The sequence below is a fragment of the Serratia sp. PGPR-27 genome (genome assembly GCF_022678525.1).
GTDB classification, from domain to species: Bacteria; Pseudomonadota; Gammaproteobacteria; order Enterobacterales; family Enterobacteriaceae; genus Serratia; species Serratia nematodiphila.
In genome coordinates this window covers 20,504-38,943 of sequence record NZ_JALBYS010000009.1, presented here as the reverse complement: position 1 = coordinate 38,943, position 18,440 = coordinate 20,504, and the positions used below count along the sequence as shown (strand labels likewise).

Here is an 18,440-nt window from a genome sequence, read left to right as displayed (position 1 = left end):
TTAATAAGCCTGGCGGACGATGAGCTGCCGGGCATTGATACAGAGAGTTCGGGATATGTTGCAGTTCATACTCCGACGTTTGGGGTTAGTTATCCCAACGTTTATCGGCATTACGTTGCTGACTTTTGCATTCGTCCATATGATCCCCGGCGACCCGGTGACCATCATGGCCGGGGAACGCGGTATCTCCGCCGAGCGCCACGCGCAGCTGATGGCGGAAATGGGGCTGGACAAGCCGCTCTATCAACAATATTTCTCCTACGTGTCCAACGTGCTGCACGGCGATCTGGGCACCTCACTCAAAAGCCGCATCTCCGTCTGGAGCGAGTTCGTTCCGCGCTTCCAGGCCACGCTGGAGCTGGGTTTCTGCGCGATGCTGTTCGCGGTGCTGGTGGGCATCCCGGTCGGGGTGCTGGCGGCGGTCAAACGCGGTTCGGTCTTCGATCACACCGCGGTGGGCATCTCGCTGACCGGCTATTCGATGCCGATTTTCTGGTGGGGCATGATGCTGATCATGCTGGTGTCGGTGCAGCTTAACCTGACGCCGGTGTCGGGGCGCATCAGCGACACGGTATTCCTCGACGACAGCCAGCCGCTGACCGGCTTCATGCTGATAGACACCCTGATCTGGGGCGAGCCTGGCGACTTCGTCGACGCGGTGATGCACATGATCCTGCCGGCCATCGTACTGGGAACCATCCCGCTGGCGGTGATCGTGCGCATGACCCGTTCCTCGATGCTGGAAGTGTTGGGCGAAGACTATATCCGCACCGCGCGCGCCAAGGGCGTGAGCCGCATGCGAGTGATCGTCGTCCACGCGCTGCGCAACGCGCTGCTGCCGGTGGTGACGGTGATCGGGCTGCAGGTTGGCACCATGCTGGCCGGCGCTATTCTGACGGAAACCATCTTCTCCTGGCCGGGGCTGGGCCGCTGGCTGATCGACGCGCTGCAGCGCCGCGATTACCCGGTGGTGCAGGGCGGGGTATTGCTGGTCGCCTGTATGATCATTCTGGTTAACCTGCTGGTAGACGTGCTCTACGGCGTGGTCAACCCGCGTATTCGCCACAAGAAATAAGGGGCGCTCTCATGTCTCAAATCACTGAGTCTGCAGTTAAAGGTGCGCCGAAGCCGATGACCCCGTTTCAGGAGTTTTGGCACTATTTCAAGCGCAATAAAGGGGCCGTGGTCGGCCTGGTGTATATCGTTCTGATGCTTGTGATCGCGCTCGGCGCCGGCGTGCTGGCGCCGCATGCGCCGGCGGACCAGTTCCGCGACGCGCTGCTCAAGCCGCCGGTGTGGCAAGAAGGCGGCAGCTGGCAATATATCCTCGGCACCGACGACGTGGGTCGCGACGTGCTGTCGCGCCTGATGTACGGCGCGCGCCTGTCGCTGTTGGTCGGCTGTCTGGTGGTGGTGCTGTCGCTGATCATGGGCGTGATATTCGGCCTGCTGGCCGGTTACTTCGGCGGCGTGGTGGACGCGATTATCATGCGCATCGTCGACATCATGCTGGCTCTGCCGAGCCTGTTGCTGGCGCTGGTGCTGGTGGCGGTATTCGGGCCGTCGATCGTCAACGCCTCGCTGGCGCTGACCTTCGTCGCCCTGCCGCACTATGTGCGTCTGACGCGCGCGGCGGTGCTGGTGGAGGTCAACCGCGACTACGTCACCGCTTCGCGGGTGGCGGGCGCCGGCGCGCTGCGCCAGATGTTCGTCAATATTCTGCCTAACTGCCTGGCGCCTTTGATCGTGCAGGCTTCTCTCGGTTTCTCGAACGCCATTCTGGACATGGCCGCTCTCGGCTTTCTGGGCATGGGCGCGCAACCGCCGACGCCGGAGTGGGGCACCATGCTCTCCGACGTGCTGCAGTTCGCGCAAAGCGCCTGGTGGGTGGTGACCTTCCCCGGCCTGGCGATCCTGCTGACGGTGCTGGCATTTAACCTGATGGGGGACGGTTTGCGTGACGCTCTCGACCCCAAACTCAAGCAGTAACAGAGGACGAGAGAGATGGCGTTATTGAATGTAGACAAGCTTTCGGTGCACTTCGGTGACGAAGGCACCCCGTTCCGCGCGGTAGACCGCATCAGTTACAGCGTGGAGCAAGGTCAGGTGGTCGGCATCGTCGGTGAATCCGGCTCCGGAAAATCCGTCAGCTCGCTGGCGATCATGGGCCTGATTGATTTCCCCGGCAAGGTGATGGCCGACAAGCTGGAGTTCAACGGCCAGGATCTGCGCAAGATCTCCGAAAAAGAGCGCCGCCAGCTGGTGGGCTCCGAAGTGGCGATGATCTTCCAGGATCCGATGACCAGCCTGAACCCGTGCTATACCGTCGGTTACCAAATCATGGAGGCGCTGAAGGTGCATCAGGGCGGCAACCGCCGCACCCGCCGCCAGCGCGCTATCGACCTGCTGACCCAGGTGGGCATCCCCGATCCGGCCTCGCGGCTGGACGTCTACCCGCACCAGCTTTCCGGCGGCATGAGCCAGCGCGTGATGATCGCCATGGCCATCGCCTGTCGGCCGAAGCTGCTGATCGCCGACGAGCCGACGACCGCGCTCGATGTGACTATCCAGGCGCAGATCATCGAACTGCTGCTGGACCTGCAGCAGCGCGAAAACATGGCGCTGCTGTTGATCACTCACGATCTGGCGCTGGTGGCGGAAGCGGCGCATCACATCATCGTGATGTACGCCGGCCAGGTGGTGGAATCCGGCAAGGCGGCGGAGATTTTCCGCGCGCCGCGCCACCCGTACACCCAGGCGCTGCTGCGCGCGCTGCCGGAGTTCGCCGCCGACAAGGCGCGGCTGGCTTCGCTGCCGGGCGTGGTGCCGGGCAAATACGATCGCCCGACCGGTTGCCTGCTCAACCCGCGTTGTCCGTACGCCAACGAACGCTGCCGTAACGAGGAGCCGGAACTGCGCAGCATTCCCGGCCGTCAGGTTAAATGTCACACACCGCTGGATGATGCGGGGAGGCCGACCGTATGAGCCAGAATCAACCTTTACTGCAGGCGATTGACCTGAAGAAGCATTACCCGGTGAAAAAGGGCCTGTTCGCGCCGGAGCGGCTGGTCAAGGCGCTGGACGGCGTGTCGTTCACTCTGGAGCGCGGTAAAACGCTGGCGGTAGTCGGTGAGTCGGGCTGCGGCAAATCAACGCTCGGCCGCCTGCTGACGATGATTGAAGTGCCGACCGGCGGCGAGCTGTATTACCAGGGGCAGGATCTGCTGAAGCCGGACGTCTCGGCCGAGAAACTGCGGCGCCAGAAGATCCAAATCGTGTTCCAGAATCCTTACGGATCGCTCAACCCGCGCAAGAAGGTCGGGCAGATCCTTGAGGAGCCGCTGTTGATCAACACGTCGCTCAGCGCCGCCGAACGGCGGGAAAAAGCGCTGGAGATGATGGCGAAGGTCGGCCTGAAGACCGAGCATTATGACCGCTACCCGCACATGTTCTCCGGCGGCCAGCGCCAGCGTATCGCTATCGCCCGCGGGCTGATGTTGAATCCGGACGTGGTGATCGCCGATGAACCGGTGTCGGCATTGGACGTGTCGGTGCGCGCGCAGGTGCTGAATCTGATGATGGATCTGCAGCAGGAGCTGGGGCTGTCCTATGTGTTCATCTCGCACGATCTGTCGGTGGTGGAACACATCGCCGACGAGGTGATGGTGATGTACCTCGGCCGCTGCGTGGAAAAGGGCAGCAAAGAGGCGATCTTCAACAACCCGCGCCATCCGTACACCCAGGCGCTGCTGTCGGCGACGCCACGGTTGAACCCGGATATGCGCCGCGAGCGCATCAAGCTGACCGGCGAACTGCCCAGCCCGATGAATCCGCCGCCGGGCTGTGCGTTCAATGCCCGCTGCCGCCGCGCTTTCGGCACCTGCGTGCAGCTGCAGCCGCAGCTCAAACAGTACGGTGAGCAGATGGTGGCCTGCTTTGCGGTCGATCAGGACGAACATCCGGGGACGTAAAGCGTCGAACGTCATCGCTTAAATTCACGCCGGCATCACGCCGGCGTTTTTTATTACTTAATCAAAGGGTTAATAAGTAGAAAACTACCACTGTCCGCCATTTTAATTATCTCCCTAATTAAGTTCTGATAAGAGTTATTTTTCTAAGAATCTTCGCATGAGAATAATAATCGAATTATGGAATTCAACGGGTTGTTGTTAACAACATTATATCGGCCTATCGGCTTCACCATTTTTGTTATAAAAGCCCAAAAAAAACGCGCCGGCGGCGCGCTTTAGGTTGATGAGGCCGCGCTTATTGCGGATAAGGCACCCAGTCGCCGCCGTTCAGGCGAATGTAAGGTTTCCCCTGATATTGCATCACGATGGCGTTGTCGTTTTCGGAGATGACCGGGGTCTGCGGCAGCCCCTGGGTCAGCGCCTGCCAGTCGACGCTGGATTCGCTGAAGACCTTGCCGTCCACCAGACGTGATACCAGCTCCGACAGCGCCAGATAGCTGCTCGGCGTTTTGATCTGCAGCGGGCTGCCCTGATGCGGCGCCTTCATGCCCACCAGTTTGATGCCGACCGGCGTATGGGTGATGTTCGGGCTGGGGATATCGCGCAGGCCGGACATTTGCATCTTGTCACCCACCAACGCTGCGCCGTGCTCCGGCACGATCACCACCACCACTTTGCGGCCGGATTTTTCCAGCTGATCGAGGAAGGTGTTCAGCTGATCGAACAGCTTCTGCGCGCGCGGCTGATAGTCGGCGCTCTTGTTGGAGCCGACGAAGCGGTTGCCGTCGTGCAGCGGGATGACGTTGAAGAAGGTGGCGGTGCGGGCGTCTCCGGCTTTTTGCTGCTGATCCAGCCAGCGGGTCAGCAATTCCAGATCGTTATAAATCGGCTCACCGTCGAACGACGTCAGCTCGTTGCCGATGCCGGCCTGCGACATTAACGGCGCCTGCATGTCGCCCTGTTCACGCAGTTCTTTCAGGTAGTTGCCGAACACTCCGGAGTGATCGAGCATCAGCTGTTGCTTGAAGCCGAGCTTCGCCAGGTTGTCGAACAGGTAACACTGCTGGTTCACCGGCTGGTACAAATCATGATGCGAAAGCTGGCCGCAGCTGGCGCGCAGCAACCGTATCGAGGCCGGGCCGCTGTAGGCGGTGGCCGAGTTGAAGCTGTCGAACATGATGTCCATCTTCGACCACAGCGGATGATTCTGCAGGTTGGCCGCCTCCATATCGGCCCAGGCCAGCGAACAGATGTTGATCACCAGCAGATCGAACGGTTGGGCGTCGGCGGGCAAAGTGGCCGGGAACGCGGTGGCGCGGCCTTTTTCCCGCTCGTAGAACTGGTTCAGGTAGGCCGTCAGGTTGGCGCTGGTCGGCGGCAGGCTGTCTGCCGGCGCAGCGTCCCCCGCCGCCGGCGCTGATGTGGCCGGGGTATTGGCGCCGCCGGCGGCAGCCGTGGAAGTGGCGGGCAGCAGTGAAACCGCCGGCCCGGCGATGTTGACGATATTGAGCCACGCCAGCGCCGCCACGGTGAACACCGTGACGCGCACCCACTGTGCGACGAACAGGTAGGCGATAAACAGCACGAAGGCCGCGCCGATCATCTGCCAGTTGATAAAGCGGTTGATCAGCTCCAACAGATACTGGGCGCTGAAGCCAGCCAGCTGCGAGCCCTGGCTGAGGATGCTGTTGATGCCCGGCAGCCAGGTGTCGTGGTAGAACAGCGCGATGCCGATCGGGATAGCGAGGTAATGGCGCCAGCGATGCAGGCGTTGCGAAGGGATCGGCATCAGCAGAAACGCCATGAACACCAGGTTCGGCAGCGCGTGGAAATTCAGGTAGCCGAACCACAGCAGGGCGAATTTGGCCAGAAAGTAGAGGTTCCAGCCGCCCAGCCCGCGCCAGTAGCGCCACAGAGCGTTATCGGATTGCGTCTTCGAGTTTGGATTCATGGCTGCTTCTTACGTTTAATCTGAGATGAGGAGCCTGTGCGCACCCATAAACCGGCGGATTTCAAATAGCGCGGCGATAACAACAGGTTTTGCCAGTATTGACGCAAATGCGGAAAACGCCGGTGAAAGGCGTAGCCCAGCGGAATGAAGATCAGCGCGCACAGCAGGATCAGTTGCACGATGTCGTTAAGGTTCAGCATGCGGTTCCTCCTGCGGGCCAAGCGGCAGCGTGAAGGCGACCGGCTGCCGCCGTTCCGCGGGCACCTCGGCCGCCGCCACGCGGGGGCGCGGCGCGGCACCGGCGGTGCCGGTGGCCGAAATCTGCCAGCGCCCCTGGGCCATGCGTTTGATTTCCGAAATGATATCGACGTCCTGGTGCCACACCACCCGGTTGCTGAAGGCTTCATCCACCGGCAGGCGGAAGATGAACTTCAGCGCGGTATCCAGATCGTTGATGCGGCAGGTGGAAAGGAACAGCACCAGCCGCCCCTGCACCACGGTCATCACGTCGCCGAACCGCCGCAGGTGGCACAGGGTCATCGCCTGTTCGGCGCGCAGACCGGTGGCCGGGCGCAACGCCACCATCACGCCTTTGCCGTCCTCAGGCAGCAGCGTGTTGCTCATCAGTGAAAGCACCGCTTGGCTGAACGCTTCCGGCCGCATGTAACCTTTGAGCTGCAGCGGACGCAGCCCGGCCAGCAGCGCATCGATGTCGGCGGGCACATGCCGTGAGAAGCGCTGCCCCTGGATGCCCTCGAGCATGGTCAGAAAACGCGACAGCGGCGCGACGTGCGGCACGATCAGGTTGGCGCCGCAGGCCAGCAGCAGCCGTTCGTCGCTGTAGCGCAGGCTGGCGCTCATCTCGCGCACCGCGATTTTCAGGCCGTTGCCGCGGCTGCGGCGCAGGGTGTGGATCTGGTGCGCCAGATGATCGATTTGGTCGCTTTGATACAACGCGAAAATCAACGTCGCCGAGAGTCTCAGCATGCCGTGCTGCGCCAGTTCGTCGTTGCTCTCCAGCAGTTGCCAATTGGCGGACAGCGGCGGCGCGCCTTCCAGGATGCTGCGCTCGGCCAGATACTGGCTTTCGTCGCTGCGTAAGGCGGTGGGGGAGGGTTGGCTATTTTCATCCTCGCCCTGCCAGCCGCCTTCCGCCGCATACAAGGTCAGCAGCTGGTTGGCGTTGATGCCGTTTTCGGTGCTCCACCAGTTCACCAGGTATTGCGCGCTGTCCTGCTGCCATTGCAGGCTGGACAGGCCGTTCAGGATGCGGTGCTGTGCGCTGAGCTGCCCTTTGAGCTTATTGATGCCGCCGCCGTGGCTGAGGATCAATAGCGTACAGCCCTGCCGCCGCAGCCAGGCGGCGAGGGTGCGCGTCCACTCGCGCAGCTCTTCGGTGGTGAAGGTTTGCCACAGGCTGGCGTGGGCCAGCAGGATAAGTAAGCGATTTTGCGGCCGCAGGGCGCGCATCAGATCGTCGTTCAACTGTGTCAGCGCGGCTTTTTTCTCCGGTAATTGATACAGCGGCAGCTTCTGCAACGCGGGTGCAGCCAGCTCGGCCAGCAGGCGCTCGGGTTTGTCTCCGCTGCAGATCAGGGCGGCTTTGTGGGTGGCCGGTTGAGCGGCGATGACCTGGCGACACAGCAGCGCGGCGTCGCTTTGCCTGTCGATATTGATCCAATAAAGACCGGGGGCCTGCATCACCGACAGCTCTTCCCAAATCTGCCGAATGCCTAGAGAAAAAGAGTGCGCCATAGGATGTGTTCTACTTTCGTTGAAAGCCGACTAAAGGCGTTTATATTTAAAGATAGCCATTTTTACGCTGGCAATAACAAATCTCCGACGCTCTTAAACAATATTTGTTGAGAATCATCTTATTGCCTCTCTCTTTTTGTATCGTTGCTATAGTTAATTAACATAGCCTATTTTCGCCAAGGCGGAAGAATGAATAACGCACCCACCCATTTTCGTGCAGCGGCGCCTGGGGAGAGCCAGGATGACCTGCAGGCGCTCAGCCAGGCTTTTTCATTGCCGAAATTACGCTATGTCGATATTTCGCGGCAGGAGCGGTTAACGCAAATGATGACGCGCTGGCCACTGTTGGCCGAACTGGCGCAGACCACGGGGAGCCACTGATCTATGCCGGTGCTCGCGCTGCAAGGGTTGCGGGGTGGAATGGGGACGACCTCGGTCACGGCGGCGCTCGCCTGGGCGTTGCAGCAGCTGGGTGAGTCGGTGCTGGCGATCGACTTCACGCCGGATAATCTGCTGCGCTTGCATTTCAACACCCCGTTCGAGCTGGCGCGCGGCTGGGCCCGCGCGGAGCAGGATGGCGGCGTTTGGCAGGAAGGCGCGCTGCGTTATTGTGAAAACCTCGACTTTCTGCCTTTTGGCCGCCTGAATGGGGCGGAACGGCTGGAAGTGCAGCACCAGTGTCGGCAACAGCCGGAACGCTGGCGCGACAACCTGCGCCAACTGATCGCCGGCGATCCGCAGCGCTGGATCCTGCTGGATGTCCCGGTCGGGGACGGCGTGCTGGCGCAGCAGGCGCTGCAGCTTGCCGACAGCGTGTTCGTGCTGTTGAACCCCGATGCCAACTGTCAGGTGCGGCTCCATCAACAGACGCTGCCGAATGACTGCCGTTTCCTGGTCAATCACTACTCCTCCGCCAGCCAGCTGCAGCAGGATCTGCATCAGCTGTGGCTGCAAACCCTGAGCGGCCTGCTGCCGGTGGTGATCCACCGCGACGAAGCGTTGGCGGAAGCGCTGGCGGTCAAACAGCCGTTGGGCGAGTATCGCCCCGAGAGCCTGGCGGCGGATGAAGTGCTGACGCTGGCCAACTGGTGCCTGATCAACCTCAAACGGGGCGTTGCCCCATGAGCCGGGTGCTGAGCCTGCTGCTGGTACCGCCGGTGCGTCAGGCGGTGCAGGCGCGCTACCGCGGCTATCGCCGCAACGGCGCGTCGGCGCTGACCGCCTTTTTCGCCACGCTGTTGGTGGCGCTGGGGTGGATGCTGCTGCGCTTCGAGTCACCGGCCTGGCAGCGCGTGCGCGTCGGCCGCGCTTACTGGTTCCCGCATCTGTCCGCCGAACGCCCGCGCCCGGCGGATGCGCTGCGCTATCTGCTGCAGGGCCTGTGGCTGCTGCTGTTTCGCAGCGGTCGCGCGCCGGTGCCGCGCGACTATTTCGCCGGGTGGCGGCGGCTGCAGCAGCGCTACGCCGATTGGCTGCATAGCCTGCCGCAACGGCTGAAAAACGCCGGCGTGGAACAGCGTTCGGTAGAGCGCCTCGGCCGCATGAACCGCGGCATGCGACGCGCGCTGTTTATTCTGGTCGGCGTGCTGGCGGCGATCCTCGCCATACTGTGCATTTCGCAGCCGTTCGATCTGTCGGCGCAGTTCGTGTTCGTCGTGCTGCTGTGGGGGATCGCGATGGTGGTGCGCCGGGTGCCGGGGCGTTTGCCTGCGCTGATGCTGATCGTGCTGTCGCTGACCGTGTCCTGTCGTTACCTGTGGTGGCGTTATACCGCCACGCTGAACTGGGACGATCCGCTCAGCCTGGTGTGCGGCCTGTTGCTGCTGGTGGCGGAAACCTACGCCTGGGTGGTGCTGGTGCTGGGCTATTTCCAGACCATCTGGCCGCTTAACCGCCAGCCGGTGCCGTTGCCCGAAGACAGCGCCACCTGGCCGACCATCGATCTGATGGTGCCGACCTACAACGAAGACCTCGGGGTGGTGAAGCCCACCCTCTATGCGGCGTTGGGCATCGACTGGCCGAAAGAGAAAGTGAACATCTATATCCTCGACGACGGCAATCGCCCCGAATTCCGGGCGTTCGCCGCCGAAGTGGGGGTGAAATACATCGCCAGGCCGACCCACGAACACGCCAAGGCCGGCAACATCAACAATGCGCTGAAGCAGGCCACCGGCGAGTTCGTGGCGATTTTCGACTGCGACCACGTGCCGACGCGCTCCTTCCTGCAGCTGACCATGGGCTGGTTCTTCAAAGACAAAAAGCTGGCGATGCTGCAGACCCCGCACCACTTCTTCTCGCCGGATCCGTTCGAGCGCAACCTCGGCCGCTTCCGCCAGACGCCCAACGAAGGCACTTTGTTCTACGGGCTGGTGCAGGACGGCAACGACATGTGGGACGCCACCTTCTTCTGCGGCTCTTGCGCCATTCTGCGCCGCAGCGCGCTGGACGAGATCGGCGGCATCGCGGTGGAAACCGTCACCGAAGATGCCCATACCTCGCTGCGTTTGCACCGGCGCGGGCACACCTCGGCCTATATCCGCATTCCGCAGGCCGCCGGGCTGGCGACCGAAAGCCTGTCGGCGCACATCGGCCAGCGCATTCGCTGGGCGCGCGGCATGGTGCAGATCTTCCGGCTCGACAACCCGCTGCTGGGCAAGGGGCTGAAACTGGCGCAGCGCCTGTGCTACGCCAACGCCATGCTGCACTTCCTGTCGGGCATTCCGCGGCTGATCTTCCTCACCGCGCCGTTGGCGTTTTTACTGCTGCATGCCTACATCATCTTCGCGCCAGCGCTGGCGATCGCGCTTTATGTGCTGCCGCACATGATCCACGCCAGCCTGACCAACTCGCGCATCCAGGGGAAATACCGCCATTCGTTCTGGAGCGAGATCTATGAAACGGTGCTGGCCTGGTATATCGCGCGGCCGACGACGGTAGCGCTGTTCAATCCGCACAAGGGCAAATTCAACGTCACCGCCAAAGGCGGCCTGGTGGAAGAGGAGCACGTAGACTGGGTGATCACCCGGCCTTACATGTTCCTGGTGGTGCTTAACCTGGCTGGGCTGGCGTTCGGCGCCTGGCGGCTGGCCTATGGCCCGACGGACGAGGTGATGACGGTGATCATCAGCCTGGTGTGGGTGCTGTACAACATGACCATTCTCGGCGGCGCGGTGGCGGTGGCGGTGGAGGCCAAGCAGGTGCGCCAGGCGCACCGCGTGGAGATCGCCATGCCGGCGGCGATCGCGCGTGCCGATGGCCACCTCTACCCCTGCACGCTGCGCGATTACTCCGACGGCGGCGTGGGCATTGAGATGCGAGTGGAAAACGCGTTGAAAGACGGCGACAAGGCCTCGCTGTTGCTCAAGCGCGGCCAGCAGGAGTACAGCTTCCCCTGTGTGGTGACGCGCGCCTTCGGCAACAAGGTGGGGGTGCGTCTGGTCAGTCTCTCCACCCGTGAACACATCGATTTCATTCAGTGCACCTTCGCCCGCGCCGATACCTGGGCGCTGTGGCAGGACGGGTTCCCTGAAGACCGGCCGATCGAAAGCCTGCGCGACGTGCTGGCGTTGGGCTTCCGCGGCTATGTGCGCATGGCGGACTACGCGCCGCCGCTGGTGCGCGGCCTGCTGGTCGGGGTCACTTCGCTGACCGCCTGGGTAGTGTCGTTTATTCCGCGCGGCGTCGGCAGGGATCCGACCTTGGGTCAACAAGAAACCGTGGGTTAGCTGCGAGTTCAACCGCCCGCTCACTCGCCCGGTGAACAGGCTCCAACATTGATGATGATACGATGACGAGAAAAATAACCTGGTTAACTGCTCTGGCCTTAGGCATCAGCACCCTGTCGCAGGCCGAAACCGCCACCGCGCCGACCGTGGCGGCCCAGCCGCCGATCGCCGCGGCGGCCGATACGGCGACCGCGCCGCAGGATCCGAATGCGCCGGTGCGCGACGTGTCGCTGCCGTTCGCGCAGATAGCGCCGCCGCCGGGCACCTTTGTTCTGCGCGGCACCCGGCCGGACGGGCAGATCGAATTCGGCGTGCGCAGCGATGAGGTGGTCTCGCAGGCGATGCTCGACCTGGAATTTACGCCGTCGCCGGCGCTGATCCCGGTCGAGTCGCACGTCAAAATCTATCTGAACGACGAATTGATGGGCGTGACCACGATCGCCAAGGAGCAGTTGGGCAAGCCCAATCGCATCCAGATGGCGATCGATCCGCGCTATATCACCGATTTTAACCGCGTCCGGCTGGTGTTTGTCGGCCATTATCAGAACATCTGCGAAAACCCGGCCAGCACTTCGCTGTGGCTCGACGTCAGCAAGTCCAGCGCGCTGAAGCTGCGTTTCCAGACGCTGCCGGTGAAAAACGAGCTGTCGCACTTCCCTGAGCCGTTCTTCGACAGCCGCGACAATCGGCCGCTGACGCTGCCGATGGTATTCGCCGGCCAGCCTGATCTCGCCCAGCAGCGCGCGGCGGGTATTCTGGCCTCCTGGTTCGGCAGCAAGGCGCAGTGGCGCGGGCAATCCTTCCCGACGCTGTATAACGCGCTGCCGGCGCAGCACGCGGTGGTGTTCGCCACCAACTCGCAGCGCCCGGATTTCCTGCTCGATTATCCGGCGGTCAACGGCCCGACGGTGGAGATGATCAGCCACCCCGACAATCCGTACGTCAAACTGCTGTTGATTCAGGGGCGTGACGACAACGATTTGATCACCGCGGTGAAGGGCATCGCGCAGGGTAACATCCTGTTCCGCGGCCAGAACGTGACGGTGGACAAGGTGGAACAGCTCGCGGCGCGCCAGCCTTACGACGCGCCGAACTGGGTGCGCACCGATCGGCCGATGACCTTCGCCGAGCTGCAGCAATATGCCGAACAGCTGCAAACCAGCGGCATCGAACCCGGCCCGATTTCGCTGACCATGAACCTGCCGCCGGATCTGTTCCTGATCCGCAGCACCGGCATCGACATGCACCTGAAATACCGTTATACCGCGCCGCGCATTCAGGACGGTTCGCGGCTGAGCGTCAGCCTGAACAACCAGTTCGTGCAGGCTTACTCGCTGGTGCCGGAACACGAGCAGGGCGCGCAGCTGCTGCGCCTGCCGCTGACGCAGGGGCTGCTCGACTCCGACAGGAACGTCAGCATCCCGGCGTTGCGGCTGGGCGCCACCAACCAGCTGCGCTTTGACTTTGACTACACCACGCTGCTGGCCAGCGGCGCGGAAGGGCGCTGCGAAACCTACTCCTTCACGCAAAACCACGCGGTGATCGACGGCGCGTCCACCATCGATTTCTCCGGCTATCGCCACTTTATGGCGATGCCGGATTTGCGCGCCTTCGCCAACGCCGGCTTCCCGTTCAGCCGCCTGGCGGATCTGTCGCAAACGCTGGTGTTGGTGAACCAGAAACCGCAGCCGGCGCAGGTCAGCGCGCTGCTGAACGCGCTCGGCGTGATCGGCGCGCAAACCGGCTACCCGGCGCTGGCCTTTACGCTGAGCGACGACTGGTCGCAGGCCAAGGATCGTGACGACGATATCCTGATGATCGGCACCATTCCGCCGGCGTTGCGCGACGACAAGAAAATCAGCCTGCTGGTGGACGCCACTCAAAGCTGGGTGAAGCAGCCGACGCGCCAACCGCCGTTGCCGAGCGCGGAATTGCTGGCGGAGGACGCCAAGCCGGACAGCAAGACCACCGTCAGCTCCGAGGGCGCAATGTCGGCGATCATCGGTGTGCAATCGCCGTTCAACGATCAGCGCAGCATCGTGGCGCTGCTGGCGGACAGCCCGCGCGGCTATGAGTTGCTGAACAATGCCCTGCTGGACAGCGGCAAACGTGCCGCGGTGTTCGGCTCGGTGGCGGTGATCCGCGAATCGGGGGTCAACAGCTTGCGCGTCGGCGATGTTTACTATGTCGGCCACCTGCCGTGGTGGGAGCGGCTGTGGTATGCCCTCTCCACCCACCCTGTTCTGTTGGCGGTGCTCGCGGTGGTGCTGGTGGTGATCCTGGGGCTGATGCTGTGGCGCGGCCTGAAGGCCTTCAGCCGGCGGCGTCTGGCGCCTGAAGATCGGGATTGACGGCGGTGAACGCGATGCTGCAACGCCTGTCGCTCGGCATGCTGCTGCTGTGCGCTTTCAGCGCGGCGGCGGCCTGCGAGTGGCCGGGCTGGCAACAGTACAAGCAGTTCTACATCAGCCCGCAGGGGCGGGTGATCGATCCGAGCAGCCCGAACAAAATCACCACCTCCGAGGGGCAGAGTTACGGCCTGTTTTTCGCCCTGGTGGCCAACGACCGGCCGGCCTTCGATCTGTTGTTGACCTGGACGGAGAACAATCTGGCGGCGGGCGATCTCAGCGCCCGTTTGCCCGCCTGGCTGTGGGGCGAGAGCGACGATAAGCAGTGGAAGGTGCTGGACGCCAACTCGGCGTCGGACGCCGATCTGTGGATCGCTTACAACCTGCTCGAAGCCGGCCGCCTGTGGAAAAGCCGGCGTTATCAAACCCTGGGGACGCTGCTGCTGCAACGCATCGGCCGCGAGGAAGTGGCCGACATTCCCGGCCTGGGCCTGATGCTGCTGCCGGGCAAAGTCGGGTTCGTGGCGGAAGATCGCTGGCGGCTGAATCCCAGCTACCTGCCACCGCAGCTGTTGGCGCGTTTTGCGGCGCTGAACGGCCCATGGCGCGCGATGCGCGAGGTCAATCAACGGCTGTGGCTGGACACCGCGCCGCACGGTTTCTCACCGGATTGGGTGGTGTGGCGGGTCGGCGCCGGTTGGCAGCCGGACACCGTCAAGCCGAACGTCGGCAGCTACGACGCCATTCGGGTTTATCTGTGGGCCGGCATGCTGGCGGACGACGATGAGCACAAGGCGGCGCTGCTTGAACGCTTCCAGCCGATGGCGCAGCTCACTGCCAAACAGGGCGTTCCGCCGGAGAAAACCGATACCGCCAGCGGCAAAACCACCGGCGATGGCCCGGTCGGTTTCTCCGCTTCTGTGCTGCCGATGCTGGCGACGCAGGCTGAAGCGCTGGCGGTGCAGCGGCAGCGCATCAGCGAGCACCCGCCGGGTGACGACGCCTATTTCAGCGCTTCGCTGACGCTGTTCGGTCAGGGATGGGATCAACAACGTTATCGCTTTAATCGTCAGGGTGAATTGCAACCCTCGTGGGACGGCCAATGCACAACTTCAAAATAAACTGGCTGAGTTTGATTCCGCTGAGCCTGGCGATGCTGCCGCAGGCGCGCGCTGCGGAGGCCGTGGCCCCGGAACAGTGGCTGCTGGAACAGGTGCGCATTGGTGAGGCCGGCAACAAGGACGATCTGGTGCGCCAGTCGCTGTACCGGCTCGAGCTGATGGATCCGAACAACCCGGACGTGATCGCCGCGCGCATGCGTTTGGCGCTGCGGCAGGGCAACATGGCGCTGGCGCAGCAGCAGCTGGACAAGCTGAAAACCCTCGCGCCGCAGTCCAGCGCCTATCGCCAGGCGCAAATGAACATGCTGCTGACCCAGCCGGAAACCCGGCAAAAGCTGCAGCAGGCGCGCCTGATGGCGACCGCCGGCCGGTTGCCGGAGGCCAAGGCGCAGTACGATGCGTTGTTTCACGGCGAGCCGCCGACGCTCGATCTGGCGGTCGAATACTGGCGGCTGGTGGCGCGTTTGCCGGGGCAGGAGGCGAAGGCGTTAAAGCAGCTGCAGGCGCTGGATCAGCAATATTCAGGCAATGTGGCGCTGCGCATGTCGCTGGCGCGCATGCTGTTCAGTCAGAATCAGGACGCGCAGGCCTATGAACTGCTGCAGAAGATCGCCGCCGATCCGGCCGGGCGCGGCGATGCCGCCGATCTGTGGCTGGACAAGGTCAAAGCGATGCCGGTCAGCGCGCAAAGCGTGGCGGCGCTCAACCGCTTCCTCGGCGTGTTCGACACCGGCGATCAGGCGACCAGCGCCCGCGAAGAGCTGGCCAGACAGCAGAAGCTGCTGGCCGATCCGGCCTATCAGGCGCGGGTGCGCGGCCTGGCGCAGGTGGATAAAGGCGGCAGCCGGGCGGCTATTCCTGAATTGCAAAAGGCGCTGGCGGCGGCGCCGAACGACGCCGAGGTGCTGGGCGCGCTCGGCCAGGCCTATTCGCGCGCCGGCAATCGCCCACAGGCGCTGAAGCTGTTTCGCCAGGCGCTGGCGGCCGACAAGAACGGCTACGACAGCGGCAAATGGCAGAGCCTGATCAAGAGCACCGGCTACTGGCTGGCGATCGACGAGGGCGACAAGGCGCTGAAGGCCGGCAATCTCTCGCTGGCCCGGCAGAAATATCAGCAGGCGCGTCAGCTCGACGACAGCGACGGCGATGCGTTCATCGGCCTGGGCGATGTGGCGGTGGCGAGCAAGGATGACGCCGCGGCGGAAGGGTTTTATCAGCAGGCGTTGCGACGCGATCCCGGCAACGGCAGCGCGCTGCGCGGCCTGGTGAATATCTATCAGCGCCAGTCGCCGGAAAAAGCGCTGGCCTACCTCAACGGCCTGCCGCGCAGCCAACAGGCCAAGCTGCGCAGCACCCTCGACGGACTGCGGCTCGATATGTTGAAGCAGCAGGCGGAGACGCTGGCGGCACAGCAGCAGTGGCAGCAGGCGGCGGAAATCTATCGCCGCGCTCAGCCGATGGATCCCGACGACGTCTGGCTGACCTATCGCTATGCGCAGGCGCTGCGTCAGGCCGGGCAGCCGCAGCAGGCAGACGCTCTGTTCCGGCAGCTGGCGCAGCGCCAACATGCCAATCCGCAGCTGACCTACGCCTATGCGCTCTATCTTTCCGGCAGCGATCGCGACAGGCAGGCGCTGGCACAACTCAATACGCTGCCTGCGGCACAGTGGAACGACAACATGCGCGAGCTGGCGCAGCGGCTGAAAATGCAGGCGGTAATCGAGCATGCCGAACGGCTGCGGGCGGCCGGTGACGAACCGGCGGCGGAAGCCTATCTGCGCCGGCAGCCGGCGGACACGCGCATCGATTTGCTGCTGGCCGACTGGGCACTGGCGCGCGGGGAGTATGCGGCGGCGCTGGACGACTATCAGCGGGTGAAACGGCGTGAGCCGAACAACCCGGATGCGCAGCTGGGCGAGATCGAAGCCTATGTAGCGCAGGGGGATCTGGACGCGGCGCGTCAACGGCTTAAAACCGAACCGCAGCCACAAGACGCTTCGCTCAACAGCCAGCGGCGAGTCGCCAACGCCTGGGGGGCGGTCGGCGATCCGCAGCAGGCCGAAGCTATCTTCGACCGACTGAAAACGGCGGCGGCTTCGGAGCCCGTCGGACAGACCAAGGCGCTAGTTTACCGTGATGCCGCCCGGCTGGAGCGGACTCAGCAACAGCCTGAACGGGCGCAGCAGGATTACCGCCAGGCGATGGTGGCCAGCGGCATCACGCCGACGCTGCCGCAGGATAATGACAGCTACACCTATTTGACGCGCAATAATCCGAGCGACGACTGGCTGAAACGCGGCATCCGCTCCGACGCCGCGGATCTGTATCGACAGCAAGACGTGAACGTCACGCTCGATCACGATTACTGGCGCTCGAGCGGCACCGGCGGCATCTCCGACTTCAACGCGCACGATACCATGCTGCAGGTGGACATGCCGCTGCATGACGGGCGCGCCTTCTTGCGCACCGACACCGTGCAGCTGGATGCCGGCCGCTTCTCGACCGACGGCAGCGGCAAATACTACGAAACCTTCGGCACCTGCCACACACAAGGGTGCCGCGGCGATGAACACCAGAAAACCACCGGCACCAGCGTGGCGGCCGGCTGGAAAAACGATCGCTGGGCCGCCGACATCGGCACGACGCCGATGGGTTTTGAGGTGGTCGACTGGACCGGCGGCCTGGCCTACAGCGGTGACTGGAACCACATCGGCTGGACGCTGGCGGCCTCGCGACGGCCGATCTCCAGCTCGCTGCTGGCGTTCGGCGGCGCCAAAGACCCGAATACCGGCATCACCTGGGGCGGCGTGCGCGCTACCGGCGTCAGCCTGAGCGCCAGCTACGATCGCGGCGAGGCGAACGGCGTCTGGGCCGATCTCAGCGCGCACCAGATTACCGGCAAGAACGTGGCGGACAACCAGCGGCAGCGGTTGATGGCCGGTTACTACTACAAGCTGATCAACGAAGACAATCGCCGCCTGAGCGTCGGGCTCAATACCATGCTGTGGCACTACCAGAAGGATTTGAGCGGCTATTCGCTGGGGCAGGGCGGCTATTACAGCCCGCAGCAATATCTGTCGCTGTCGCTGCCGGTCAACTACCGCCAGCGCACCGAAAACTGGTCGTGGGAGCTGGGCGGTTCGGTTTCGCTGTCCCATTCGAAGACCGACAGCCAGCGCCGCTATCCGCTGCAGGGGCTGATCCCGGATTCGTTGCCCGATAAGTTCGCCGTCGAGGACGGCAGCTCTTCGAGCGGCGTCGGTTATACCCTGCGGGCGATCGTCGAACGCCGTCTCAGTTCGCACTGGACGCTCGGCGCCGGCATCGATATCCAACAGGCGAAGGACTATACGCCGAGCCACGCGTTGATTTATCTGCGTTATTCCCTGGCCGGCTGGCAAGGGGATCTCGATTTGCCGCCGCAGCCGCTGACGCCATACGCCGACTTCAAGTAGCCGGGAGGGGAAGATTCGGAGTGTCGGACACCGGGGAGTTTTGTTACCCTGTGTCCGGGTCGCGTTTGTCCGCTTTAGGAAAAGACTGAAACCCGCGATTTTCTTGGTTTTGCC

The 18,440-nt window shown here is 63.2% G+C and carries 13 protein-coding genes; 10 read left to right on the top strand and 3 right to left on the bottom strand.

Annotated features, from left to right (window positions below):
- Positions 1 to 55 precede the first annotated feature (55 nt).
- From dppB to dppF, 4 genes are read left to right on the top strand one after another with little or no spacing between them, the layout of a single operon-like run.
- On the top strand, positions 56 to 1,075 hold the full coding sequence (gene dppB / locus MMS95_RS07175; RefSeq protein WP_004934128.1) for a dipeptide ABC transporter permease DppB: 1,020 nt from the start codon (positions 56 to 58) through the stop codon (positions 1,073 to 1,075).
- An 11-nt stretch (positions 1,076 to 1,086) separates the two neighbouring features.
- Positions 1,087 to 1,989 (top strand): dipeptide ABC transporter permease DppC, encoded by a 903-nt coding sequence (gene dppC / locus MMS95_RS07170; RefSeq protein ID WP_004934130.1) that lies wholly within the window; start codon positions 1,087 to 1,089, stop codon positions 1,987 to 1,989.
- A 15-nt stretch (positions 1,990 to 2,004) separates the two neighbouring features.
- Positions 2,005 to 2,985 (top strand): dipeptide ABC transporter ATP-binding protein, encoded by a 981-nt coding sequence (gene dppD / locus MMS95_RS07165; protein ID WP_004934132.1) that lies wholly within the window; start codon positions 2,005 to 2,007, stop codon positions 2,983 to 2,985.
- The gene (gene dppF / locus MMS95_RS07160) at positions 2,982 to 3,971 is read left to right on the top strand and encodes a dipeptide ABC transporter ATP-binding subunit DppF (RefSeq protein ID WP_004934133.1); all 990 of its coding nucleotides are present in this window, start codon (positions 2,982 to 2,984) and stop codon (positions 3,969 to 3,971) included. The genes dppD and dppF overlap by 4 nt, the downstream gene beginning before the upstream one ends.
- Before the next feature lie 295 nt (positions 3,972 to 4,266).
- Here the strand turns inward: dppF and bcsG are convergent, their stop codons facing one another.
- Genes bcsG through bcsE form a run of 3 tightly spaced genes read right to left on the bottom strand, consistent with a single transcriptional unit; the run spans position 4,267 to position 7,677 of the window.
- A complete protein-coding gene (gene bcsG / locus MMS95_RS07155) occupies positions 4,267 to 5,922 on the bottom strand; it encodes a cellulose biosynthesis protein BcsG (RefSeq protein ID WP_242141518.1) in 1,656 nt (551 codons plus the stop codon).
- Entirely contained in the window at positions 5,919 to 6,122 is a 204-nt protein-coding gene (bcsF, locus tag MMS95_RS07150; protein ID WP_004934139.1) for a cellulose biosynthesis protein BcsF, read from the bottom strand. Before bcsF ends, bcsG begins: the two co-directional genes overlap by 4 nt.
- Entirely contained in the window at positions 6,109 to 7,677 is a 1,569-nt protein-coding gene (bcsE, locus tag MMS95_RS07145) for a cellulose biosynthesis protein BcsE (protein ID WP_099982137.1), read from the bottom strand. The genes bcsF and bcsE overlap by 14 nt, the downstream gene beginning before the upstream one ends.
- A gap of 189 nt (positions 7,678 to 7,866) precedes the next feature.
- On the opposite strand from bcsE, the gene bcsR reads away from it, so the two are divergent.
- From bcsR to bcsC, 6 genes are all read left to right on the top strand, one after another.
- On the top strand, positions 7,867 to 8,058 hold the full coding sequence (gene bcsR, locus MMS95_RS07140; protein ID WP_004934148.1) for a cellulose biosynthesis protein BcsR: 192 nt from the start codon (positions 7,867 to 7,869) through the stop codon (positions 8,056 to 8,058).
- A gap of 3 nt (positions 8,059 to 8,061) precedes the next feature.
- A complete protein-coding gene (gene bcsQ, locus MMS95_RS07135) occupies positions 8,062 to 8,802 on the top strand; it encodes a cellulose biosynthesis protein BcsQ (protein WP_171453137.1) in 741 nt (246 codons plus the stop codon).
- Positions 8,799 to 11,402: a UDP-forming cellulose synthase catalytic subunit gene (gene bcsA / locus MMS95_RS07130; RefSeq protein ID WP_242141517.1), complete on the top strand. Its 2,604-nt coding sequence runs from the start codon at positions 8,799 to 8,801 to the stop codon at positions 11,400 to 11,402. Before bcsQ ends, bcsA begins: the two co-directional genes overlap by 4 nt.
- Positions 11,403 to 11,464: 62 nt before the next feature.
- Complete coding sequence (gene bcsB, locus MMS95_RS07125; RefSeq protein ID WP_166444731.1) at positions 11,465 to 13,753, top strand: cellulose biosynthesis cyclic di-GMP-binding regulatory protein BcsB; 2,289 nt, start codon at positions 11,465 to 11,467, stop codon at positions 13,751 to 13,753.
- Positions 13,754 to 13,758: 5 nt separating this feature from the next.
- Entirely contained in the window at positions 13,759 to 14,871 is a 1,113-nt protein-coding gene (gene bcsZ / locus MMS95_RS07120; RefSeq protein ID WP_079007657.1) for a cellulose synthase complex periplasmic endoglucanase BcsZ, read from the top strand.
- Positions 14,853 to 18,326 carry a cellulose synthase complex outer membrane protein BcsC gene (gene bcsC, locus MMS95_RS07115; protein ID WP_242141516.1) on the top strand — a complete coding sequence of 1,158 codons (3,474 nt, stop codon included), beginning with the start codon at positions 14,853 to 14,855 and terminating at the stop codon, positions 18,324 to 18,326. Before bcsZ ends, bcsC begins: the two co-directional genes overlap by 19 nt.
- The last annotated feature ends 114 nt before the right edge of the window (positions 18,327 to 18,440 follow it).

Bases quoted from the DNA above. Each gene is read 5' to 3' on its own strand.
- bcsF (WP_004934139.1), bottom strand. From the start codon at position 6,122: ATGCTGAACCTTAACGACATCGTGCAACTGATCCTGCTGTGCGCGCTG.
- bcsB (WP_166444731.1), top strand. From the start codon at position 11,465: ATGACGAGAAAAATAACCTGGTTAACTGCTCTGGCCTTAGGCATCAGC.
- dppB (WP_004934128.1), top strand. From the start codon at position 56: ATGTTGCAGTTCATACTCCGACGTTTGGGGTTAGTTATCCCAACGTTT.
- bcsQ (WP_171453137.1), top strand. From the start codon at position 8,062: ATGCCGGTGCTCGCGCTGCAAGGGTTGCGGGGTGGAATGGGGACGACC.
- bcsG (WP_242141518.1), bottom strand. From the start codon at position 5,922: ATGAATCCAAACTCGAAGACGCAATCCGATAACGCTCTGTGGCGCTAC.
- bcsC (WP_242141516.1), top strand. From the start codon at position 14,853: ATGCACAACTTCAAAATAAACTGGCTGAGTTTGATTCCGCTGAGCCTG.
- dppD (WP_004934132.1), top strand. From the start codon at position 2,005: ATGGCGTTATTGAATGTAGACAAGCTTTCGGTGCACTTCGGTGACGAA.
- bcsA (WP_242141517.1), top strand. From the start codon at position 8,799: ATGAGCCGGGTGCTGAGCCTGCTGCTGGTACCGCCGGTGCGTCAGGCG.
- bcsE (WP_099982137.1), bottom strand. From the start codon at position 7,677: ATGGCGCACTCTTTTTCTCTAGGCATTCGGCAGATTTGGGAAGAGCTG.
- dppF (WP_004934133.1), top strand. From the start codon at position 2,982: ATGAGCCAGAATCAACCTTTACTGCAGGCGATTGACCTGAAGAAGCAT.
- bcsR (WP_004934148.1), top strand. From the start codon at position 7,867: ATGAATAACGCACCCACCCATTTTCGTGCAGCGGCGCCTGGGGAGAGC.
- dppC (WP_004934130.1), top strand. From the start codon at position 1,087: ATGTCTCAAATCACTGAGTCTGCAGTTAAAGGTGCGCCGAAGCCGATG.